Below are 16,980 nucleotides of genomic sequence, written 5' to 3' on the forward strand. Positions count from 1 at the left end.
TCGGGCCCACCGGGCCCTGCGTCCGTGCGGCGAACAGAACTCCCACACGCGGTCCGAGGGCTCGGCCGCGCGATCCCCAGGAGCACCCAGGTGACGAGCAGTACCACCGACGCGCCGCGCCAGGACGTCGACCCCGGCCCGGGCGCGACCACCGGCAGCGGCCCACTCGGCGTCGTCAAGCGCGCGTTCGGCATGGAGTCCACGAGCGTGCTCGTGGCCACCGTCGCCCTGATCCTGGTGATCGGCGCCATCCACCCCGACTTCCTCGACCCGCGCCAGCTGCGCGACGTCCTGCAGCAGTCGGTCTACGTGGCGGTGCTCGCGGCCGGTGTGGCCTTCCTGCTGGCGATGCGCGAGATCGACCTGTCGGTCGGCGCCACGTTCGGGCTGACGCTCATCTGCTCGGCCATGCTGATGCGCGACGGGTGGAGCCCCTGGGTCGCCGTGATCGCCGGCATCCTGCTCGGTGCGCTGCTCGGCCTGGCGAACGCCCTGATCGTGCAGGTCTTCCGGATCCCGGCGATCGTGGCCACGCTCGCAACCCTCTCCATGTTCCGCGGCCTGTCGCTGGCGCTCAGCGAGGGCCAGCAGGTCGTCGGGCTGCCGCTGGACCACGCCTTCTTCGAGTTCTTCGGTGGCCGGCTGTTCGGCATCCCGGTGAGCGTGCTGGTCCTGGTCGTCGTCGGCATCGTGCTGACGTTCGTGCTGCGCACGACGCCCTTCGGCTACCGCGTCCGCTCCATCGGGTCCAATCCGGACGCCGCCGCCTTCTCCGGCATCTCCATCGCCCGGGTGCGCATCCAGGCGCTGATGCTCATGGGCGGTCTGGCCGGGCTCGCCGGGATGCTCGGGCTGGCCTACTTCGGCTCGGGCGACCCGAACATCGGCAGCGGCTTCGAGCTGCTCGCCATCGCCGCCGCCGTCATCGGTGGGACCGCGCTGCGCGGCGGCAGCGCCACCGTCGTCGGCGCCATGCTCGGTGCGGTGCTGCTGAGCGTCGTGACCAGTGGGCTCGTCTACTTCGACATCCCGGTGAACTGGAGCTCCTTCGCCACCGGCGCCGTGATCCTCATCGCGGTGGGCATCGACAGCCTCCTGCGGCGCCGGCGCGAGGCGCGCGCCGCCGCGGCCGGCCTCTGACCCCGGGCCCGCGCTCCTCCCCGAACCGCTCCACCAGCACCACGGCCCGCCGATCCGGCGGCGCCGCCATCCGCCCTACCCGCCCACAGAGAGAGAAGGCCCCATGCGATCCCTCCCCACCGCCGCCCCGTCGCGGCGGCGCAACGCGGTCGTCGCGTTCGCGATCACGTCCACGCTGGCCCTGACCGCGGCCTGCGGCTCCGACGGGGGGAACTCCGGCTCCGGGAACTCCGGGGGCTCGGCCGAGGAGGTCGACCTCTCCTTCGTCTACGCCACCTCCACCATCAACGCGATGCAGGAGATGGCCCTGGGCGCCAAGGCCGCGGCCGGTGAGCGCGAGGGCGTCAACTACAGCGAGGCCGCGCCGGCCGGGATCAACGGCCCCCAGCAGGTGTCCATGTTCCAGTCGGCGATGCAGACGTCCAAGGACGGCATCCTCTTCGAGACGCTGACGCCGGACCTGTTCACCCGCCCGCTCACGCAGGCCACTGACAGCGACATCCCGATCGTGTCGATCGACACCGCGCCGCCGGAGGGCAGCGGCGTCGAGTTCTTCGTCGGGAACAGCAACGAGGACGTCGGCCGCATCCTCGCCGCCGAGCTGGTCCGCCAGCTCGACGGCGGCCAGCAGGGCGGCAAGGTCGTCCTCGCCAACGCCATCCCCGGCCTGCCCACCCTCGAGCAGCGCCTCGCCGGCATGGTGGACGTGCTGGAGGCCGAGCGCCCCGACCTGGAGATCGTCGGACCGCTGGCCACGGCCAACGAGCCGACCGAGAACTTCAACGCCTGGAACAACCTGCTCAAGGCCCACCCCGACGCAATCGCCTACCTCGGTGCCGGCGCGCAGGACTCGGTGTCCCTCGCCCGCCTGCACGAGAGCACGAACGCCACCTGGCTCGCCGGCGCGTGCGACCTGGACCCGGCCGCCCTGGAGGGCCTGAAGAACGGCCACCTGTTCGCCATCTCCTCGCCCGAGCACTGGCTGAAGGGCTACATCGGCCTGCGCCTGCTGGCCCTCAACGCCCAGGAGGGCGAGGAGCTGCCGACCGGCTGGTGGAACCCCGGTGAGCTGCTGGTGACCGCCGACAACGTCGACGAGATCATCGCGCGCCAGCAGGACGAGGCCTCGCGTGTGGCCTGGTTCGAGGACGTCGCCGAGGAGCAGTTCGCCAACATGGACGACTACATCAGCGAGCTGGAGAACTGATGTTGGCCCTCGAGGCGCAGCACGTGCGCAAGACCTACGGCGGCGTCACCGCACTGGCCGACGCCGGGCTCCGGGTCCGCCCGGGCACCGTGCACGCCCTGCTGGGCGAGAACGGTGCGGGGAAGTCGACGCTGGTGAAGATCATCACCGGTGCGGTGCGCCCCGATGCCGGCGTGCTGCGCCTCGAGGGGTCCGACGTCTCCTTCTCCGACACCGCCGACGCCGCCCGGCACGGCGTGGCCGTGGTGTCCCAGGAACTCAGCCTGTTCCCGGACCTCGACGTCCTCAGCAACATGTTCCCGATGCGCGAGCCCAAGCGCGGCCCGTTCGTGAACCGCAGGCGCATGGCCGAGCTGGCCCGGCCGATCCTGGACCAGCTCGGCCTGCGCGTCTCGCTGCGCGACCGGGTGGGCGAGCTCTCGCTGGCCCAGCGCCAGCTGCTCGAGGTCGCCAAGGCGCTGGTCACCGACCCGCGGGTGCTGATCCTCGACGAGCCGACCTCGGCACTGGACTCCTCGACGGCGGAGGTCCTGCTGGACATCCTGCGGGTGCTGCGCGACCGGCAGGTGGCCGTCGTCTTCGTGTCGCACATCCTCGAAGAGGTCATGGCGCTGTGCGACGAGGTCACCGTCCTGCGGGACGGCCGCACCGTGGTCGACGCCGCGCCGCTGGCCGGCCTCACCATCCCGAAGATCGTCGAGTCGATGCTGGGGGAGCGGCACGCGGACCTCACCGAGGTGCGCCCCCGGGCCACGGTCGATCTCAGCGGAGCGGTCGCCGCCCCCCGGGGCAGCGGCGTCCTGCGGGTCGAGGGCGTCTCGGTGGACGACCGGTTGTCCGACGTCTCCGTCACGGCCGCGCCCGGCGAGGTCGTCGGCCTGGCCGGCGTCGCCGGTGCCGGGCACCAGACGGTCCTCGAGCTGGCGGCCGGCCTCCGCCGGCCCACCGCGGGGACGGTGTTCCTGCCCGACGGCTCCCCGGCGCCGAAGGGCCTGCGGGCCGCGATCGGCCGCGGCGTCGCGCTGGTGACAGGTGACCGCCGGCGGCTGGGGCTCATGCTGGACAAGCCGATCTGGGACAACGCCGGGCAGGTCCGCTCCGTCGCCCTGGCCCGGGACGGTCTGCTGGTCCGCAAGCGGGCGCTGCGCGAGCGGGCGGGCGAGCACGCCTCCCGGGTCAACCTGCGCACGTCGTCCCTGGAGAAGAGCGCGGGCCTGCTGTCCGGTGGCAACCAGCAGAAGGTCGTGCTGATGAAGTGGCTGCAGACGCAGCCCTCCGTGCTGCTGCTCGACGACCCCACCCGCGGGGTCGACATCGGGGCCAAGGCCGAGATGCACGGCCTGGTCCGCTCGGTCGCCGACGCCGGTGCGGTGGTCCTCATGTGCTCCACGGACCTCGACGAGCTGGCGACGCTCTGCGACCGCGTCTACGTCCTGCACCACGGCCGGGTGTGCGCCGAGCTCTCGGGGGAGACGCTTCGCCAGCACGAGATCCTCGCCGCGATGAACACCGGCACCGTTCCGGCCGCCTGACCCGTTCCGCCCGGCGGCCACCCCGCGCCCCGGCGGACGATGGGTGTCGCTCCCCGTCGTCCGCCGGTCGGCCGCGCCGGCCGCCCCGTGACCCATCCCGTACCGATCCAGTTCCAGGAGAGACCTTGTTCGAGACCAGCCTGCTCATCGGCAACGAGCCGTCGTCCGCCGCCGGTGGCCGCACCTTCGACCGCGCCAACCCCGTCTCCGGGGAGGTGGTGACCCGGTCGCAGGCCGCCGGCGTCGAGGACGCGGTGCGGGCCGTCGAGGCCGCCGCCGCGGCGTTCGAGTCGTGGGCCGCCGCCACGCCCAGCACCCGCCGCATGCTGCTGCTCAAGGCCGCCGACCTGCTCGAGGCCGGCACCGACCGGTTCGTCGAGCGGATGGCCGCCGAGTGCGGCGCCACCGCCGGCTGGGGTCACTTCAACGTCCACCTCGCGGCGGGCATCCTGCGGGAGGCCGCCGGCCTGACCACCTCCGTGGGCGGCCAGGTCATCCCCTCCGACGTGCCCGGCAGCCTGAGCATGGGCATCCGCCAGCCCGCCGGTGTCGTGGTCGGCATGGCCCCGTGGAACGCGCCGGTCATCCTCTCGACCCGCGCCGTCGCCTTCCCGCTGGCCGCCGGGAACACCGTCGTCCTCAAGTGCTCCGAGCTGTCACCGGCGACGCACATGCTGCTCGGGGAGATCCTCGTGGAGGCCGGCTTCCCGGCGGGCGTCGTCAACGTCATCACCGTCGCCCCCGAGGACGCCGCCGACGTCACCGAGGCCATGGTCGCCCACCCCGCCGTCCGGCGGCTGAACTTCACCGGCTCCACCCGGGTGGGCCGCATCATCGGCGAGGTCTGCGCCCGGCACCTCGTGCCCGCCGTCCTCGAGCTGGGCGGCAAGAACCCGCTCCTCGTGCTCGACGACGCCGACATCGACGCCGCCGTCCAGGGCGCGACGTTCGGTGGCTTCGTGAACCAGGGCCACGTCTGCATGTCGACCGACAAGATCATCGTGGACGACTCGATCGCCGACGAGTTCGTGGCCAAGCTCGTGGCCCGGGTGGAGTCGCTGCCCGTCGGCGACCCGCGCGAGGGCGACGTCGTCCTCGGCTCCGTCATCGGGCAGAGCACGGTCGACCACATCCAGCGGCTGGTCGACGACGCCGTCGCGAAGGGCGCGAAGGTGCTGACCACGGGCGAGCCGAACGGCACGATCATGCCCGGCGTCGTGCTCGACCACGTGACCCCGGAGATGGAGATCTTCTCCGAGGAGATCTTCGGCCCGGCCGTCACGATCACCCGGGTGAGCACCCAGGACGAGGCGATCGCGGCGGCCAACGACAGCGCGTACGGGCTGTCCGCCGCCGTCTTCACCCGGGACGCCGCGCGTGGCTTCCAGGTGGCCCGGCGGATCGAGTCGGGGATCTGCCACATCAACGCGCCCACCGTGCACGACGAGGCGCAGATGCCGTTCGGCGGCGTGAAGGACAGCGGGTACGGGCGGTTCGGTGGCCAGGCCGGCATCGACGCCTTCACCGAGCTGCGCTGGATCAGCATGCAGGTGGAGCCCCGCGTCTACCCGTTCTGAGCCGCTGAGGCCGGTCGGTCGTGCGCCGGGTCAACCCGCACGGCCGACCGGTACGCCGGGCCACTGCGCGATTCAGGGGCCGCCGGCGCGGCTCAAGCCCGTCGGCCGACACCGTCGTCCACCCGTGCGAGCCACCCGTCGTCCCCGGCCTGGCCATCCCGTGGGCGGCCCTCCGGCCGCGGTACCGCCCGGAAGTCGCACACCCCGGACCGGGGTGTGGCGAGCAGTCGCCGTGCCGACCGGTCCAGGACCCGGCTCTCCCCGGCGAGGTCCTCGTAGGTGACTCGGAGGAACCGGACCCCCGCCGAACGCAGGAGGTCCTCGCGGCGCTTCTCCTCCCACAGCTCCTGCTCCGGGGTGCGACCGAATCGCGCGCGCCGGTACTTGACCCGCCCGTCGAACTCCACGGCCAGTGCGGCCTCGGGACACCAGCCGTCGACGACCTTGAGCAGCGTTCCTTCCACCCACAGCTCCACCTGGGGGACGAACGACGGCAGCCCGAGCGCGTCGAACGTCAAACGGCCGAAGGTCTCCAGCCACGACTCGGCCCGGCCGTCGGCGAGGTTCAGCGCGCGGACGGCGCGCGGGATCCCCGGCACGTTCACCTGGCGGGCGATGACGCTGCCCACCTCGTCGCGGGTCGTCAGGCCGCGCAGCAGTGCGGCGTCGACGGCCGCCACGGCGTGGATCTCCGGCCAGGTCCGGGCGACGTCGACCAGCGTGCGCGCCGCCGTCGTCACCCGGTAGGCACCGCGGACGGTGACCTCGTCGTCGGGCAGTTCGGCACGGGTCATCAGCCAGCCACGCCCCCGGCGCCAGCGGTGCGGATCGGTCAGATGCACGCCGACCGCACCGGCGGTACGCGGGCGGGGGAGCCCCCACACCCAGGCCGCGCTGTCGCGGCTGAGGACGGCGGACGGACGGGCGAGGCCGGCCATGACGGCCAGGGCCTCCAGGCCCGGTCGACGGTCGGAGCGTTCGACCTCGGCCAGGTCCGCGGCGCTGACGAAGACGCCGGTGCGCAGTCGCACCCACGCGCCCGAGCGGATCGCCGTCCGCACTTCGCGCTCGGTCACGCCTCGGCCGGCGAGGTCCGCGGTGGTGAAGATGCCGAGGCGCCGGCGGGCCGGCTCGTCGACGGCGAGAGGAACCTGCAGGTGGGTCGTCATGGGACGACCGTCCGGCCCCCGCCCACCCGCCGGACGCGACCTCGGCCGATTTGTGGACGAGTGCCAGGCTGGGGACGCGGCGCGGGTCGAGCCGGACCACCGACCGTCGAACCGTGCCGTGTCGCGGCCCCCGGGACGGTGGGGCGGGTCAACCCGGTCGACGACCCGACACTCGAACGGGCGGCGGGGGTGACCTGCCTCTCCGCCTACTCTGGGTGCCATGACCGCCACGCTCGAGCCGACGACGACGGCCCTGCCGCCGCTGCGGCTCGGGGCGCTCACGGTCGACCCCGCGGTGGTGCTCGCGCCGATGGCCGGCATCACCAACCCGGCGTTCCGCACGCTGTGCCGCGAGTTCGGGGCGGGTCTCTACGTCTGCGAGATGATCACCACCCGGGCGCTGGTGGAGCGCAGCGCGAAGACGCTGCAGATGGTCCGCGCGACGCCCGACGAGAAGGACGCGTTCTCCGTCCAGCTCTACGGCGTGGACCCGGCCACCGTCGGCCGGGCCGTGGAGATGCTGGTCGACGAGGGCGTCGCCGGCACCCGCCCGGCCCACATCGACCTGAACTTCGGCTGCCCGGTGCCCAAGGTGACCCGCAAGGGCGGCGGTTCGGCGCTGCCGTGGCACCGGGTCCTGCTGCGGGACATCGTGCGCGAGGCGGTCCGGGCGGCCGGGGACGTGCCGGTCACCATCAAGACCCGCATCGGGATCGACGCCGACCACGTCACCTACCTCGACGCCGGCCGGATCGCCCAGGACGAGGGCGCGGCGGCGATCACCCTGCACGGGCGCACCGCCGACCAGCTCTACAGCGGCACCGCCGACTGGAGCTCCATCGCGCGGCTGGTCGAGGCCGTCGACATCCCGGTGCTGGGCAACGGCGACATCTGGGAGGCCGACGACGCCCTGCGCATGGTCGCCGAGACCGGGTGTGCCGGCGTCGTCATCGGCCGCGGGTGCCTGGGCCGGCCGTGGCTGTTCGGCGATCTCGCCGCCGCCTTCGCGGGGGAGTCGAGGCGTGCGCTGCCGACCTTCCGCGAGGTCGCCGCGATCATGCACCGGCACGCCGCGCTGCTGGCCGCGGAGCACGGCGAGCAGCACGGCTGCAGCGACTTCCGCAAGCACGTCGCCTGGTACCTCAAGGGCTTCTCGGTCGGCTCCGACACCCGCCGGGCGCTGGCCATGGTGAGCGGCCTGGACGAGCTGGCCGAGCTGCTGGCCGGCATCGCCGACCAGCCGTACCCGACCGCCGTCCTCGGCGCCCCCCGCGGCCGCACCAGCACGCCCCGACCGGTGGCGCTGCCCGAGGGCTGGCTGGCCGACCGCGACGACCCCCGCCCACCGGTGGGAGCAGAACTGGAGACCAGCGGCGGATGAGCGGGCCCTTCCTCTACGACGACGATCCCGCGCCGCTGCACACCGGCACCCCGCGGAGCATGCAGGGCTGGATCGTCGGCGGCATCGTCGGGATCGCGCTCTTCGCCGCGGCGATGGTCGGCTTCCTCTACCTCGTCAAGGGCTCGCCGGCCGAGCAGTCCACCCAGTCGGCCGAGGTGTTCGTGGCCTCGCTGTCCGACGGCGACATCGAGACCGCGCACCAGATGCTGTGCGAGGAGGAGCGCGCCCGGCTCACCCCCGACCAGGTCGCCGGCGAGTACCTCGGCGCCGTCCCGGGGGAGGTCGGCGAGGTGCGCGACGACGAGGTCGAGGGTGCCGCGGTGCAGCTGGTCTCCGTCTCCTGGGCCGACGGCGTCACGACGGAGCTGCGGGTGGTCAGCGAGGACGGCCCGCGGGTCTGCGGCGTCTTCGCCGGGAACTGACCGCTCCTCCCTGGTCAGCCGGCACAGGTCAGCCCGAGGCGGAGCGCCTCCAGGTTGGCCGTCATGAGCCCCGGATAGGTCTCGCCGTCGCCCACCCGCTCGATCGGGTGCAGCACGGCCGGGTCGAGGTCGAGCTCCGCGGCCAGCGTCTCCGCCACCCCGAGCCCCGCCGCGGCCTCGAAGAACACCGTGCGGGCGCCGGTCTCCCGCACCTGGTCGGCCACCCGGCGGAGCCGCGCCGGTGAGACCTCGACGTGCGGGTCGAGGCCGGCCACGCCGACCTGGTGCAGGCCGTACCGCTCGGCGAGGTAGCCGAACGCCTCGTGCGAGGCCAGCAGCGTCGCGCCGCGGCAGGGGGCGAGGGTCTCGGCGTACTGCTCGTCCAGCTCCCGCATCGAGGCCTGCAACCGCTGCGCGCCCTCGGTGTACTCGGCCGCGTGGTCCGGATCGACCGCCGCGAGCTCGCCGGCGACCTCCTCGCCAAGATCTCCCACCCGCAGCGGATCCAGCCAGAAGTGCGGGTCCTCGGCCCGGTCGGCCAGCGGCGCGGCGTCCACCAGGTGTTGGGGTTCCTCCTGCGCCACGACGTCGTCGACCGCCGGCTGCAGCCCGCCGGACAGGTGGACGACGACGTCGGCCGCGGCCAGCGTGACCACGTCACGGGGTGCGGGCTCCAGGCCGTGGCTGTCGCCGCCGGCCGGGGTGAGGTTGGTGACCGCCACGAGGTCCCCGCCCACCGCCTCGGCGACGAACTCCAGCGGGTAGGAGGTGGCCACCACGTCGATCCGGCCGTCGTCGGCGCCGGCCGGGCTGCCGCCGCAGGCGGCAAGGCCGCAGACGAGGCAGCCCACCGCGGAGAGGACGCCGAGGGTTCCGCCGCGGCTCACTCGTCGTGCTCGCCCTCGTGCTCGTGCTCGGCGTGCTCCTCGACGTCGCCCGTGACGCCGGAGAGCTCGTTGGGCGTCACCTCGAGGTCGGCGCTCTTCCAGACCGTGCCGTCCTCGACGTCCACGGCGTGGATCTTCTTCGTGGCGGGCTCGGTCACGTAGGCGATGCCGTCCACCACGACGACCTGCGGGTGCGGGTCCTGCCAGTCCTCGGACTCCTCCCACGGCCCGGTCACCGGGATGGACCGGGTGACGGTGCCGGAGACGACGTCGATGACCTGCAGGTCGCCGTCGTAGGTGAGGACGAGGCCCTCGCCGTTCGGCCCGCGGTCGAACGACTGGTACCAGTACGGCGCGGGGAGGTCGACCAGGCGCAGCGACGCGGCCGTGGTGTCGATGAGGGCGACGGTGCTCGACCGGTCCTCGGCGCTGCGCTCGTAGTCGCCCAGCACGATCGGCGAGTCCTCGGTGCCGAACTGGTTGCCGATGCGGCCGTACTCGTCCGGGCTCTCGATCTTGGTCAGCTCGCCGTCGGTGTACAGCACGGCGCCGTCCTGGCAGCCGATGACGACCGCCTCGCCGGCGGCCACGGTCTCGCCGTGCACGGAGGGGCAGTCGTCGCGGGCGGTGATCTCCTCGCGGTCGGCGTCCAGGATGCGGACGCCGCTGCGCGAGTCCTCGGTGCCGTCGGAGACCAGCAACGAGCCGTCCTCGAGCTGCACCGCGACGCCGTGGTGCGCCTCCGGCGTGGAGAACTCGAGCAGCTCGACGTCGGGGTCGGCGATGTCCGCGCTGTCGAAGGCGGTGACGTCCCCGGTCCCGTCGTCGAACAGGACCGTCCGGCCGGCGTGCGCGACCACGTGGCCGGGCTTCTCGGCCGGGAAGAGCACGTCGGTGAGCTGCGGCTCGGCGGTGTAGTAGTGGTCGTGGTCGCCGTGCGGCTCCGCCCACGCGCCACCGTCGAGCAGCTGGAAGCCGCCCTGGGTCGAGACCAGGAAGTGCCGGCCGTCACCGGCGGGGTTGAGCCGGTTGAAGCCCTCCAGCGGCACGTCGGCGAGCACCTCGAGCGTGGTCGCGTCCAGGACCTGGACCCCGCCGTCGTAGGTGAGGGCGAGCCGGGGGGCGCTGGCGCCGACCTCGGTCGGCTCCGCGGATGCCGGCGCCGCCGAGCTCGAGGACGACGCCGGAGCGCCACCCTCGTCGCTCGAGGCGCAGCCGGTGACGAGGGCGAGAGGCAGCGCCGCCGCCAGCGCGGCGGTGCGGAGGGGAAGGGGATGGATGACGCGCACGAGCTCTCCAGCGGGGAGGAGGAACGGGACGCACCAGCCTAGGCATAATGACAACCATTCCCAGTAAGCAGGGTCGCTGTGCTCCGCCGGCGGGGGTGTGCGGCTCCGGAGGGGGCGGTGCCGGGCGCCGCGTCGGCCGTGCGTGGTACCCATGACGGGTGGTCGTGTGGAGTCTTCTGACGAGGGTGGTCGGCGCCGCGTTCCTGGCTGCCGTGCTCTTCGTCGGGTCCACGGCCCTGGCGATCTGGTGGACGGCGAGGCAGGACGCGCGCCCGGAGTCCGACGCGATCGTGGTGCTGGGATCGGCGCAGTACAACGGCGTCCCCTCCTCGATCTTCGAGGCCAGGCTGGAACACGCGATCGACCTGTACGAGGCGGGCGTGGCCCCGGTGATCGTCACCGTCGGCGGCAAGGCCGCCGGTGACCAGTTCGCGGAGGCCGAGGCCGGCCGCGACTACCTCGCGAGCGCCGGGGTGCCGGCCGACGCGCTGCTCGCCGTGCCCGAGGGTGTGGACACCCTGGAGAGCATGCGCGTGGTCGGGGCGGCCTTCGCCGAGCGCGGCTGGGAGCGGGCCGTGCTGGTGACCGACCCGTGGCACGCCATGCGCGCCGAGCGGATGGCCGAGGACGCCGGCATGGAGGCCGCCAGTTCCCCGACCCGTCAGGGCCCGGCCGTCCAGACCCGCGACACCCAGTTCCGCTACATCCTGCGGGAGACTGCTGCCTACCTGCTGTACCGCGTGACGGGCGAGAGCATCGCCGGTGCGCCCGGCATCGGCTGAGAAGAGGGGCGACGGTGCTCGAACTGGGCAAGGCCGGCTCCGCCGGCACCGAGAGGGGTGTGACGCCGATCCTCCGCGACGGCGTCGTCGTCGCCACGCTGCGCGCCTCGGGGTGGAAGGAGGCGGCCACCGCGCGGATCGGCGACCGTGAGTGGATCTTCGCCAAGAGCAGGGGCGCGCTGACCGCCCGGTGGAGCGAGGACCCGGAGGACACCGCACGCATGCGCGCCCGGCAGACCTCCTTCTGGAAGAGCACCTGGGTCGCCGAGCTCGACGGGCGGCCGGTGGAGGTCACGTCGACCTCGATGTGGAAGAGCACCCACCGGTTCGCCAGCGGTGGCGTCCTGATCGCCGAGAGCGGCTCGACCGGCGGATGGGGTCCGCGCCCCACCCTGTCCGCCGAGGACTCCCTGCCGCTGCACCAGCAGGTCTTCCTGCTGTGGATGGAGCTGGTCCTCCAGCGGCGCCACAACGCGGCCGCCGGTGCGGCGACGGGCGTGGCCGTCTTCGGGTCGGGCAGCTGATGGCCGGCCGAGGGCGCATCCGGGCCGCCGACATCGCGCTGGTACGGGAGCGCAGCAAGATCGACGAGATCGTCGGCGAGCACCTGCAGCTCAAGCGGGCCGGCGGCGGCAGCCTCAAGGGGCTCTGCCCGTTCCACGACGAGAAGTCGCCGTCGTTCCAGGTGACGCCGAGCAGAAATCTCTTCCATTGCTTCGGTTGTGGGGTCGGCGGCGACGTCATCTCCTTCGTCCAGCAGATCGACCACCTCTCCTTCGCCGAGGCGGTCGAGCTGCTGGCCAACCGGGCGAACATCGAGCTGAAGTACGAGGACGACGGCGGCCGGCCCACCGCCGGCCCCGACCGGGCCTCGGTCGGCCAGCGGGCGCGGCTGGTCGCGGCCAACACCGCCGCGGCCGCCTTCTACGCCGAGCAGCTCGGCACGCCCGAGGCGGCGCCGGCCCGCCAGTTCCTCGCCGACCGGGCCTTCGACCGGCAGGCGGCCCTGGACTTCGGCTGCGGCTACGCGCCCGGCGGCTGGGACGGGCTCACCCGGCACCTGCGGGCGAAGGGCTTCACCCAGGCCGAGCTGGTCACCGGCGGGCTGGCCAAGGAGTCCTCCCGCGGCACGCTGATCGACCGGTTCCACCGGCGGCTGGTCTGGCCGATCCGGGACATCACCGGCGACGTCATCGGCTTCGGCGCCCGCAAGCTCATGGACGACGACCCCGGCCCCAAGTACCTCAACACGCCCGAGACGCCGCTCTACAAGAAGAGCTCGGTGCTCTACGGCATCGACCGGGCCAAGCGGGACATCGCGAAGCGCCACCAGGCCGTCGTCGTCGAGGGCTACACCGACGTGATGGCCTGCCACCTGGCCGGTGTGACGACGGCGGTGGCCTCCTGCGGCACCGCGTTCGGCGCCGAGCACATCGGCGTGCTGCGCCGGCTGCTCATGGACCAGGACGAGTTCCGCGGCGAGGTCGTCTACACCTTCGACGGCGACGCGGCGGGCCAGGCCGCGGCCATGAAGACCTTCGCCGAGGACCAGCGGTTCGTCGGGCAGACCTTCGTCGCCGTCGAGCCGAACGGCAACGATCCGTGCGAGCTGCGCCAGGAGCACGGCGACGCCGCTGTCCGCGACCTCGTCGCCCGCCGGACGCCGCTGATCGCCTTCGTGCTTCGGACGACGCTGGCCGGCTACGACCTGGACACCGTCGAGGGTCGGGTGGCCGCGCTGGAGAAGACTGTGCCGCTGGTCGCCGGGATCAAGGACCACGCGCTGCGGCCGGCCTACGCCCGTGAGCTGGCCGGGATGATCGGCAACACCGACGAGGCCGAGGTGCAGGAGCGCGTGCGCCGGCTCACCGCGGACGGCGGCGGGACGCAGTCACGGGGGAGGCCGCGGGCGCCCAAGCGGACCCCGGACGACGCCGCGATCGCCGTCGAGCGGGAGGCGGTGAAGGCCGCGCTGCAGGTGCCCGAGTACGCCGGGCCCACGTTCGACGCCATCCCGCCGAGCGCCTTCACCGACCCCGACTACGCAGCGGTCGCCAGGGCGGTCGCCGGGGCCGGGGGAGCCGCGGGGGCCACCGTGACCGGGGCGGCCTGGCTGGACGAGCTCGCCGCGCACTGCGACCGGGACAGCGCCCGCGCGCTGCTCACCGCGCTGGCGGTGGAGCCGATGCGTTCGGTCACCGGGGAGTCCGACCCCACCTACGTCAGCGCGATCCTGGCGCGGCTGCAGGAGATGGCGACGGTCCGCGAGATCGCCGGGATCAAGGGCCGGCTGCAGCGGATGAACCCTGTGGAGCAGGCCGACGACTACATGAAGGCGTTCAAGCAGCTCATGGACCTGGAGCAGCTGGCCATCTCGCTGCGCAAGCGCGCCGTCGGGGGGCTGGGATGAGCGTGCTGGACGCCCTGCGGCGCCGGTTCGCCGGACCACCGGAGCCGGTGCGGGCCGCGGTCACCGACCCGGACGAGCGGGTGCTCGCCTGGGGCGCGCTGACGCGCGAGGCAGGCTGGCTGGTGGCCACGTCCCGGGGGCTGCGGACCGTCGGTGCCGGCGGGGCGGCGGACGTGCTGCCCTGGCACGAGGTGGGTTCCGCGCGATGGGCAGGGACCAACGACGGCGGTGGCAGCTTCACGGTGACCCCGCTGGCCGAGGTCGAGCCCGGCGTCCAGGCGCGGCAGCCGGCGGTGCGGCACGTGCTCGCCGAGGCCGGTGAGCTGCCCGCCGTCGTGCGCAAGCGGGTGGACCAGACGGTCGTCAGCAGCCGCCGCTCACCCCTGCCCGGTGGCGGGGGAGTGCTGCTCGTGGCCCGCCGGGTGCCCGGTCAGGCCGCCCGCAAGTGGACCGTCGTCTTCGACGACGACGCCGCCCGCAACGATCCCGTCGCCCGGGAGGTCGCGCGGGAGAAGCTCAGCGAGGCGCTGGCCACCGAGCAGCCGGGCTGACCCGGGGCGCGCGTCAGCGCCGGGGCTCGCCGCCCATGCGGGCCTTGAGCGTGGAGACGGCGTCGTCGGCACGGGCCTGGGCCATGCCCGCGATGCTCTGCAGGCGCGGGTCGTCCTTGGCCTGCTCCCAGCCGCGACGGATCTGCTCGTAGCGCTCGTGGCCGGCACGTGCCCCGAGGACGTAACCAGCACCGAATCCGGCGAGGAACGACAGTTTGGCCATGGGGGTTCCTCCACAGGTGAACGCGCGATGAACGAGATCACGCTACCTGTGGCGCACAACGCTTCGCCGCCGGTGAGCCCTGCGCGAGGGCTCCTGGGGGGGTGGGGTACTCTCGTCGGGCCAGCGGGTCGCGCCCGCTGATCCCCCGTAGCTCAATTGGCAGAGCATGCGACTGTTAATCGCAGGGTTACTGGTTCAAGTCCAGTCGGGGGAGCAAGCCAAGCCCCTGACCAGCGGAGACGCCGGTCAGGGGCTTTTCTATTGTCTCTGTCACACGGGTCAGGCACTCTTAAGGCACTCTTTACTTAGCGCCGGAGGTGCCTGGTGGGCCGTCCCCCGCTGCCGCTGGGCACCAGCGGCAAGGTCCTGTTCGCCACGCTGCCCAACGGCCGGGTCAAGGCCCGGGTCAAGTTTCGCGACTACGACGGCAGGGTCCGATTGGTGTCCAAGGTGGGGCCTTCGCGCGCCGCCGCCGAACGGGCGCTAAAAGCCGAGTGCACCAGCCGCCAGGCGCCCGGCGGCGTCGGCGCCCTCACTGCCGCGACACGAATGGCCACGTTGGCCGATGCCTGGATCGAGGCCGACCACGGCTGGTCGACCGGCACGCAGCGCACCTACCGCTCGGTGGTCAGCAAGCAGGTCAAGCCGGCCCTCGGTCAACTCTGCATCCGCGAGGTGACCCCCGGCGTGATCAGCCGGGCGCTGGCCGCCATCGCCAAGAGCAGCGGACCGGGGGCGGCCAAGACCGCGCGGGCGTGCCTTTCCGGGATGTTCACGATGGCGATCCGGGACGGCGCCGCCGCGGTCAACCCGGTCCGCGACGCCACTGCCAAGATCAGTACCGGCAAGCGAGCGCCGCGTGCCCTGACTGCGGCAGAGACCGGACGACTCGTCGAGCTGTTCCGGACCAGCGACCGCGCGGTCCAGATCGACTTGCCCGACATCGTCGACTGGATGCTCGCCACCGGCTGCCGGATCGGCGAAGGGCTGGCCCTGCGGTACGGCACCAACGGCGACGGGAAGCCGATCCTGGATCTCGAGGCCGGGACCTGGGAGGTGAACGCCACCGTGGTCCGCATTCCAGGCGCTGGGCTGACGGTCCAGCCGCGTCCGAAGACCACGGCCGGCTGGCGGATCATCGCGCTGCCCGAATTCGCCGTCCGGATGCTGGAGGACCGGCGGGCGAGTTCTCTCCGGCAGACGGACGCTGAGGTCGTATTCCCTCCGCCGCTGAACGGCGCCCTGCGGGATCCGTCGAACGTCTCAGGAGGCCTCCGCCAGTTGCTCGACTCGTTCGAGTGTGAGACCTGCGGGGGAACGGGCTATCAGCTCGACAAGGACGGGTCCTTCAGGGCCGGGGCAGGTGGGCGACGCATCCGCTGCGAGGAGGGGCCCTGGTCGTGGGTCACCTCGCACACCTTCCGCAAGACCGTCGCCACGCGCCTCGACGAGGCCGGCCTCAGCCCGCGGCAGGTGGCCGACCAGTTGGGCCACGCCAACCCGTCGATGACCCTCGACGTCTACTTCGGCAGGCAGGTCGTCAGCGCCGAGGCAGCGCGGGTGCTGAACCGCTGAGCTGGATCGCCGTGAAGTCCTGGCACGACGGCGGGGCGGCGTTCACTGCCGCCGCTCACCCCGCTCGATCGGCGCGCCCTGCTTCCGCCTGCTCATGCAGCCACGCGGTCACGTCGGCGCGCCGGTAGACGACGCGTCGTCCCACACGGAAGCTGTGCGGCCCCGTGCCACGGTGCCGCCAGTACCTCAACGTGGAGACGGGCGAGCGCATGATCAGGGCAACCTCGGCCGTGGTCAGCAGGTCATCGGCGTTGTCCATGACGAACCTCTCTGGTCTCTTGACGCCGCCCGCGGGGAGGCCCTGCATCGCAAGGTAGGGCGAGGTATGGACAGCTCGTCTGCGCCGCGTATCGGTGGAGGCGAACGAAACCATGCACGTGATACGAACTGAGGTGTCCGCCTGACGAGAGGGTCACTTCAACTGAGTCACCGCAACGAGGAGCCCTAGGGTTCGAACGGCAGCTGTGATGACGTGGCCGGGGTGGAAGGGGGCCTGCGCTATGCCAGTGGGCCAGCACAGTGCGGCGGCATCGGCCTCGGGCTACCTGTACCAGACCTCATGGGCGCTCCTGGAATTGCTGCGTCAGGCGCCTCACCGGCCGGATCAGGCACTCACGCTAGAAATGCACGACGACATCGCGTGGGAGGACGCGTCCGGAAACCCCACGGAGTTGCTTCAGGCGAAGCTGCACCGAAAGGCGAATGCCGGGCTTGGTGACAGGGATACGGACGTCTGGATGTCCCGCGTCAAGTAGTTGGCAGTTTTTCGGGATCGGGGAAGCTGGGGACGAGCGGGTCGGCGGCGCCAACGTGG

At 72.8% G+C, this 16,980-nt stretch carries 17 protein-coding genes and 1 tRNA gene; 13 read left to right on the forward strand and 5 right to left on the reverse strand.

Annotation, left to right across the window (positions count from 1 at the left end):
• Positions 1-90: 90 nt before the first annotated feature.
• The 4 genes from GCU60_RS13120 to GCU60_RS13135 all read left to right on the forward strand — a co-directional run bounded on the left by GCU60_RS13120 (position 91) and on the right by GCU60_RS13135 (position 5,456).
• On the forward strand, positions 91-1,140 hold the full coding sequence (locus GCU60_RS13120; protein ID WP_204261970.1) for an ABC transporter permease subunit: 1,050 nt from the start codon (positions 91-93) through the stop codon (positions 1,138-1,140).
• A 103-nt stretch (positions 1,141-1,243) separates the two neighbouring features.
• Complete coding sequence (locus tag GCU60_RS13125; protein ID WP_163205903.1) at positions 1,244-2,347, forward strand: sugar ABC transporter substrate-binding protein; 1,104 nt, start codon at positions 1,244-1,246, stop codon at positions 2,345-2,347.
• Positions 2,347-3,879 carry a sugar ABC transporter ATP-binding protein gene (locus GCU60_RS13130; protein ID WP_163205905.1) on the forward strand — a complete coding sequence of 511 codons (1,533 nt, stop codon included), beginning with the start codon at positions 2,347-2,349 and terminating at the stop codon, positions 3,877-3,879. Before GCU60_RS13125 ends, GCU60_RS13130 begins: the two co-directional genes overlap by 1 nt.
• A gap of 125 nt (positions 3,880-4,004) precedes the next feature.
• Positions 4,005-5,456 carry an aldehyde dehydrogenase gene (locus tag GCU60_RS13135; RefSeq protein ID WP_163205907.1) on the forward strand — a complete coding sequence of 484 codons (1,452 nt, stop codon included), beginning with the start codon at positions 4,005-4,007 and terminating at the stop codon, positions 5,454-5,456.
• 92 nt (positions 5,457-5,548) lie between these two features.
• On the opposite strand, the gene GCU60_RS13140 is transcribed toward GCU60_RS13135, so the two are convergent.
• A complete protein-coding gene (locus GCU60_RS13140) occupies positions 5,549-6,625 on the reverse strand; it encodes a type IV toxin-antitoxin system AbiEi family antitoxin domain-containing protein (protein WP_163205909.1) in 1,077 nt (358 codons plus the stop codon).
• A 220-nt stretch (positions 6,626-6,845) separates the two neighbouring features.
• Here GCU60_RS13140 and dusB point away from each other — a divergent pair, with 220 nt between their 5' ends.
• Positions 6,846-8,006, forward strand: a complete 1,161-nt coding sequence (dusB, locus tag GCU60_RS13145) for a tRNA dihydrouridine synthase DusB (protein WP_163205911.1) — start codon at positions 6,846-6,848, stop codon at positions 8,004-8,006.
• Positions 8,003-8,449, forward strand: a complete 447-nt coding sequence (locus GCU60_RS13150) for a hypothetical protein (RefSeq protein ID WP_163205913.1) — start codon at positions 8,003-8,005, stop codon at positions 8,447-8,449. The genes dusB and GCU60_RS13150 overlap by 4 nt, the downstream gene beginning before the upstream one ends.
• Before the next feature lie 14 nt (positions 8,450-8,463).
• Here the strand turns inward: GCU60_RS13150 and GCU60_RS13155 are convergent, their stop codons facing one another.
• Both GCU60_RS13155 and aztD read right to left on the reverse strand, forming a co-directional pair.
• On the reverse strand, positions 8,464-9,336 hold the full coding sequence (locus GCU60_RS13155) for a metal ABC transporter solute-binding protein, Zn/Mn family (protein WP_163205915.1): 873 nt from the start codon (positions 9,334-9,336) through the stop codon (positions 8,464-8,466).
• The gene (aztD, locus tag GCU60_RS13160) at positions 9,333-10,625 is read right to left on the reverse strand and encodes a zinc metallochaperone AztD (RefSeq protein WP_345770579.1); all 1,293 of its coding nucleotides are present in this window, start codon (positions 10,623-10,625) and stop codon (positions 9,333-9,335) included. The genes GCU60_RS13155 and aztD overlap by 4 nt, the downstream gene beginning before the upstream one ends.
• 185 nt (positions 10,626-10,810) lie before the next feature.
• Between aztD and GCU60_RS13165 the strand changes: the two genes are divergently transcribed.
• From GCU60_RS13165 to GCU60_RS13180, 4 genes are read left to right on the forward strand one after another with little or no spacing between them, the layout of a single operon-like run.
• Positions 10,811-11,407, forward strand: coding sequence for a YdcF family protein (locus tag GCU60_RS13165; RefSeq protein WP_345770580.1), 597 nt, complete (start codon positions 10,811-10,813; stop codon positions 11,405-11,407).
• Between the two features lie 14 nt (positions 11,408-11,421).
• Positions 11,422-11,931, forward strand: coding sequence for a hypothetical protein (locus GCU60_RS13170; RefSeq protein WP_163205919.1), 510 nt, complete (start codon positions 11,422-11,424; stop codon positions 11,929-11,931).
• Entirely contained in the window at positions 11,931-13,817 is a 1,887-nt protein-coding gene (gene dnaG / locus GCU60_RS13175) for a DNA primase (RefSeq protein WP_163205921.1), read from the forward strand. Before GCU60_RS13170 ends, dnaG begins: the two co-directional genes overlap by 1 nt.
• The gene (locus GCU60_RS13180) at positions 13,814-14,368 is read left to right on the forward strand and encodes a hypothetical protein (RefSeq protein ID WP_163205923.1); all 555 of its coding nucleotides are present in this window, start codon (positions 13,814-13,816) and stop codon (positions 14,366-14,368) included. The genes dnaG and GCU60_RS13180 overlap by 4 nt, the downstream gene beginning before the upstream one ends.
• Positions 14,369-14,381: 13 nt before the next feature.
• On the opposite strand, the gene GCU60_RS13185 is transcribed toward GCU60_RS13180, so the two are convergent.
• Positions 14,382-14,591, reverse strand: coding sequence for a hypothetical protein (locus GCU60_RS13185; protein WP_163205925.1), 210 nt, complete (start codon positions 14,589-14,591; stop codon positions 14,382-14,384).
• A 141-nt stretch (positions 14,592-14,732) separates the two neighbouring features.
• Between GCU60_RS13185 and GCU60_RS13190 the strand changes: the two genes are divergently transcribed.
• Positions 14,733-14,805 (forward strand) — tRNA-Asn (locus GCU60_RS13190).
• Between the two features lie 110 nt (positions 14,806-14,915).
• Positions 14,916-16,166: a site-specific integrase gene (locus GCU60_RS13195; protein WP_163205927.1), complete on the forward strand. Its 1,251-nt coding sequence runs from the start codon at positions 14,916-14,918 to the stop codon at positions 16,164-16,166.
• Between the two features lie 55 nt (positions 16,167-16,221).
• On the opposite strand, the gene GCU60_RS13200 is transcribed toward GCU60_RS13195, so the two are convergent.
• Complete coding sequence (locus tag GCU60_RS13200; RefSeq protein ID WP_163205929.1) at positions 16,222-16,425, reverse strand: helix-turn-helix domain-containing protein; 204 nt, start codon at positions 16,423-16,425, stop codon at positions 16,222-16,224.
• Positions 16,426-16,672: 247 nt separating this feature from the next.
• Between GCU60_RS13200 and GCU60_RS13205 the strand changes: the two genes are divergently transcribed.
• Positions 16,673-16,921 (forward strand): dsDNA nuclease domain-containing protein, encoded by a 249-nt coding sequence (locus GCU60_RS13205; protein WP_163205931.1) that lies wholly within the window; start codon positions 16,673-16,675, stop codon positions 16,919-16,921.
• The last annotated feature ends 59 nt before the right edge of the window (positions 16,922-16,980 follow it).

Source organism: Blastococcus saxobsidens (assembly GCF_010682065.1).
Taxonomy (GTDB): Bacteria; Actinomycetota; Actinomycetes; order Mycobacteriales; family Geodermatophilaceae; genus Blastococcus; species Blastococcus saxobsidens_B.

What these genes read in the sequence shown, in the direction of transcription:
- GCU60_RS13140 (WP_163205909.1), bottom strand. Translation starts at nt 6,625, where the DNA reads ATGACGACCCACCTGCAGGTTCCTCTCGCCGTCGACGAGCCGGCCCGC.
- GCU60_RS13200 (WP_163205929.1), bottom strand. Translation starts at nt 16,425, where the DNA reads ATGGACAACGCCGATGACCTGCTGACCACGGCCGAGGTTGCCCTGATC.
- dusB (WP_163205911.1), top strand. Translation starts at nt 6,846, where the DNA reads ATGACCGCCACGCTCGAGCCGACGACGACGGCCCTGCCGCCGCTGCGG.
- GCU60_RS13150 (WP_163205913.1), top strand. Translation starts at nt 8,003, where the DNA reads ATGAGCGGGCCCTTCCTCTACGACGACGATCCCGCGCCGCTGCACACC.
- GCU60_RS13130 (WP_163205905.1), top strand. Translation starts at nt 2,347, where the DNA reads ATGTTGGCCCTCGAGGCGCAGCACGTGCGCAAGACCTACGGCGGCGTC.
- GCU60_RS13125 (WP_163205903.1), top strand. Translation starts at nt 1,244, where the DNA reads ATGCGATCCCTCCCCACCGCCGCCCCGTCGCGGCGGCGCAACGCGGTC.
- GCU60_RS13180 (WP_163205923.1), top strand. Translation starts at nt 13,814, where the DNA reads ATGAGCGTGCTGGACGCCCTGCGGCGCCGGTTCGCCGGACCACCGGAG.
- GCU60_RS13185 (WP_163205925.1), bottom strand. Translation starts at nt 14,591, where the DNA reads ATGGCCAAACTGTCGTTCCTCGCCGGATTCGGTGCTGGTTACGTCCTC.
- dnaG (WP_163205921.1), top strand. Translation starts at nt 11,931, where the DNA reads ATGGCCGGCCGAGGGCGCATCCGGGCCGCCGACATCGCGCTGGTACGG.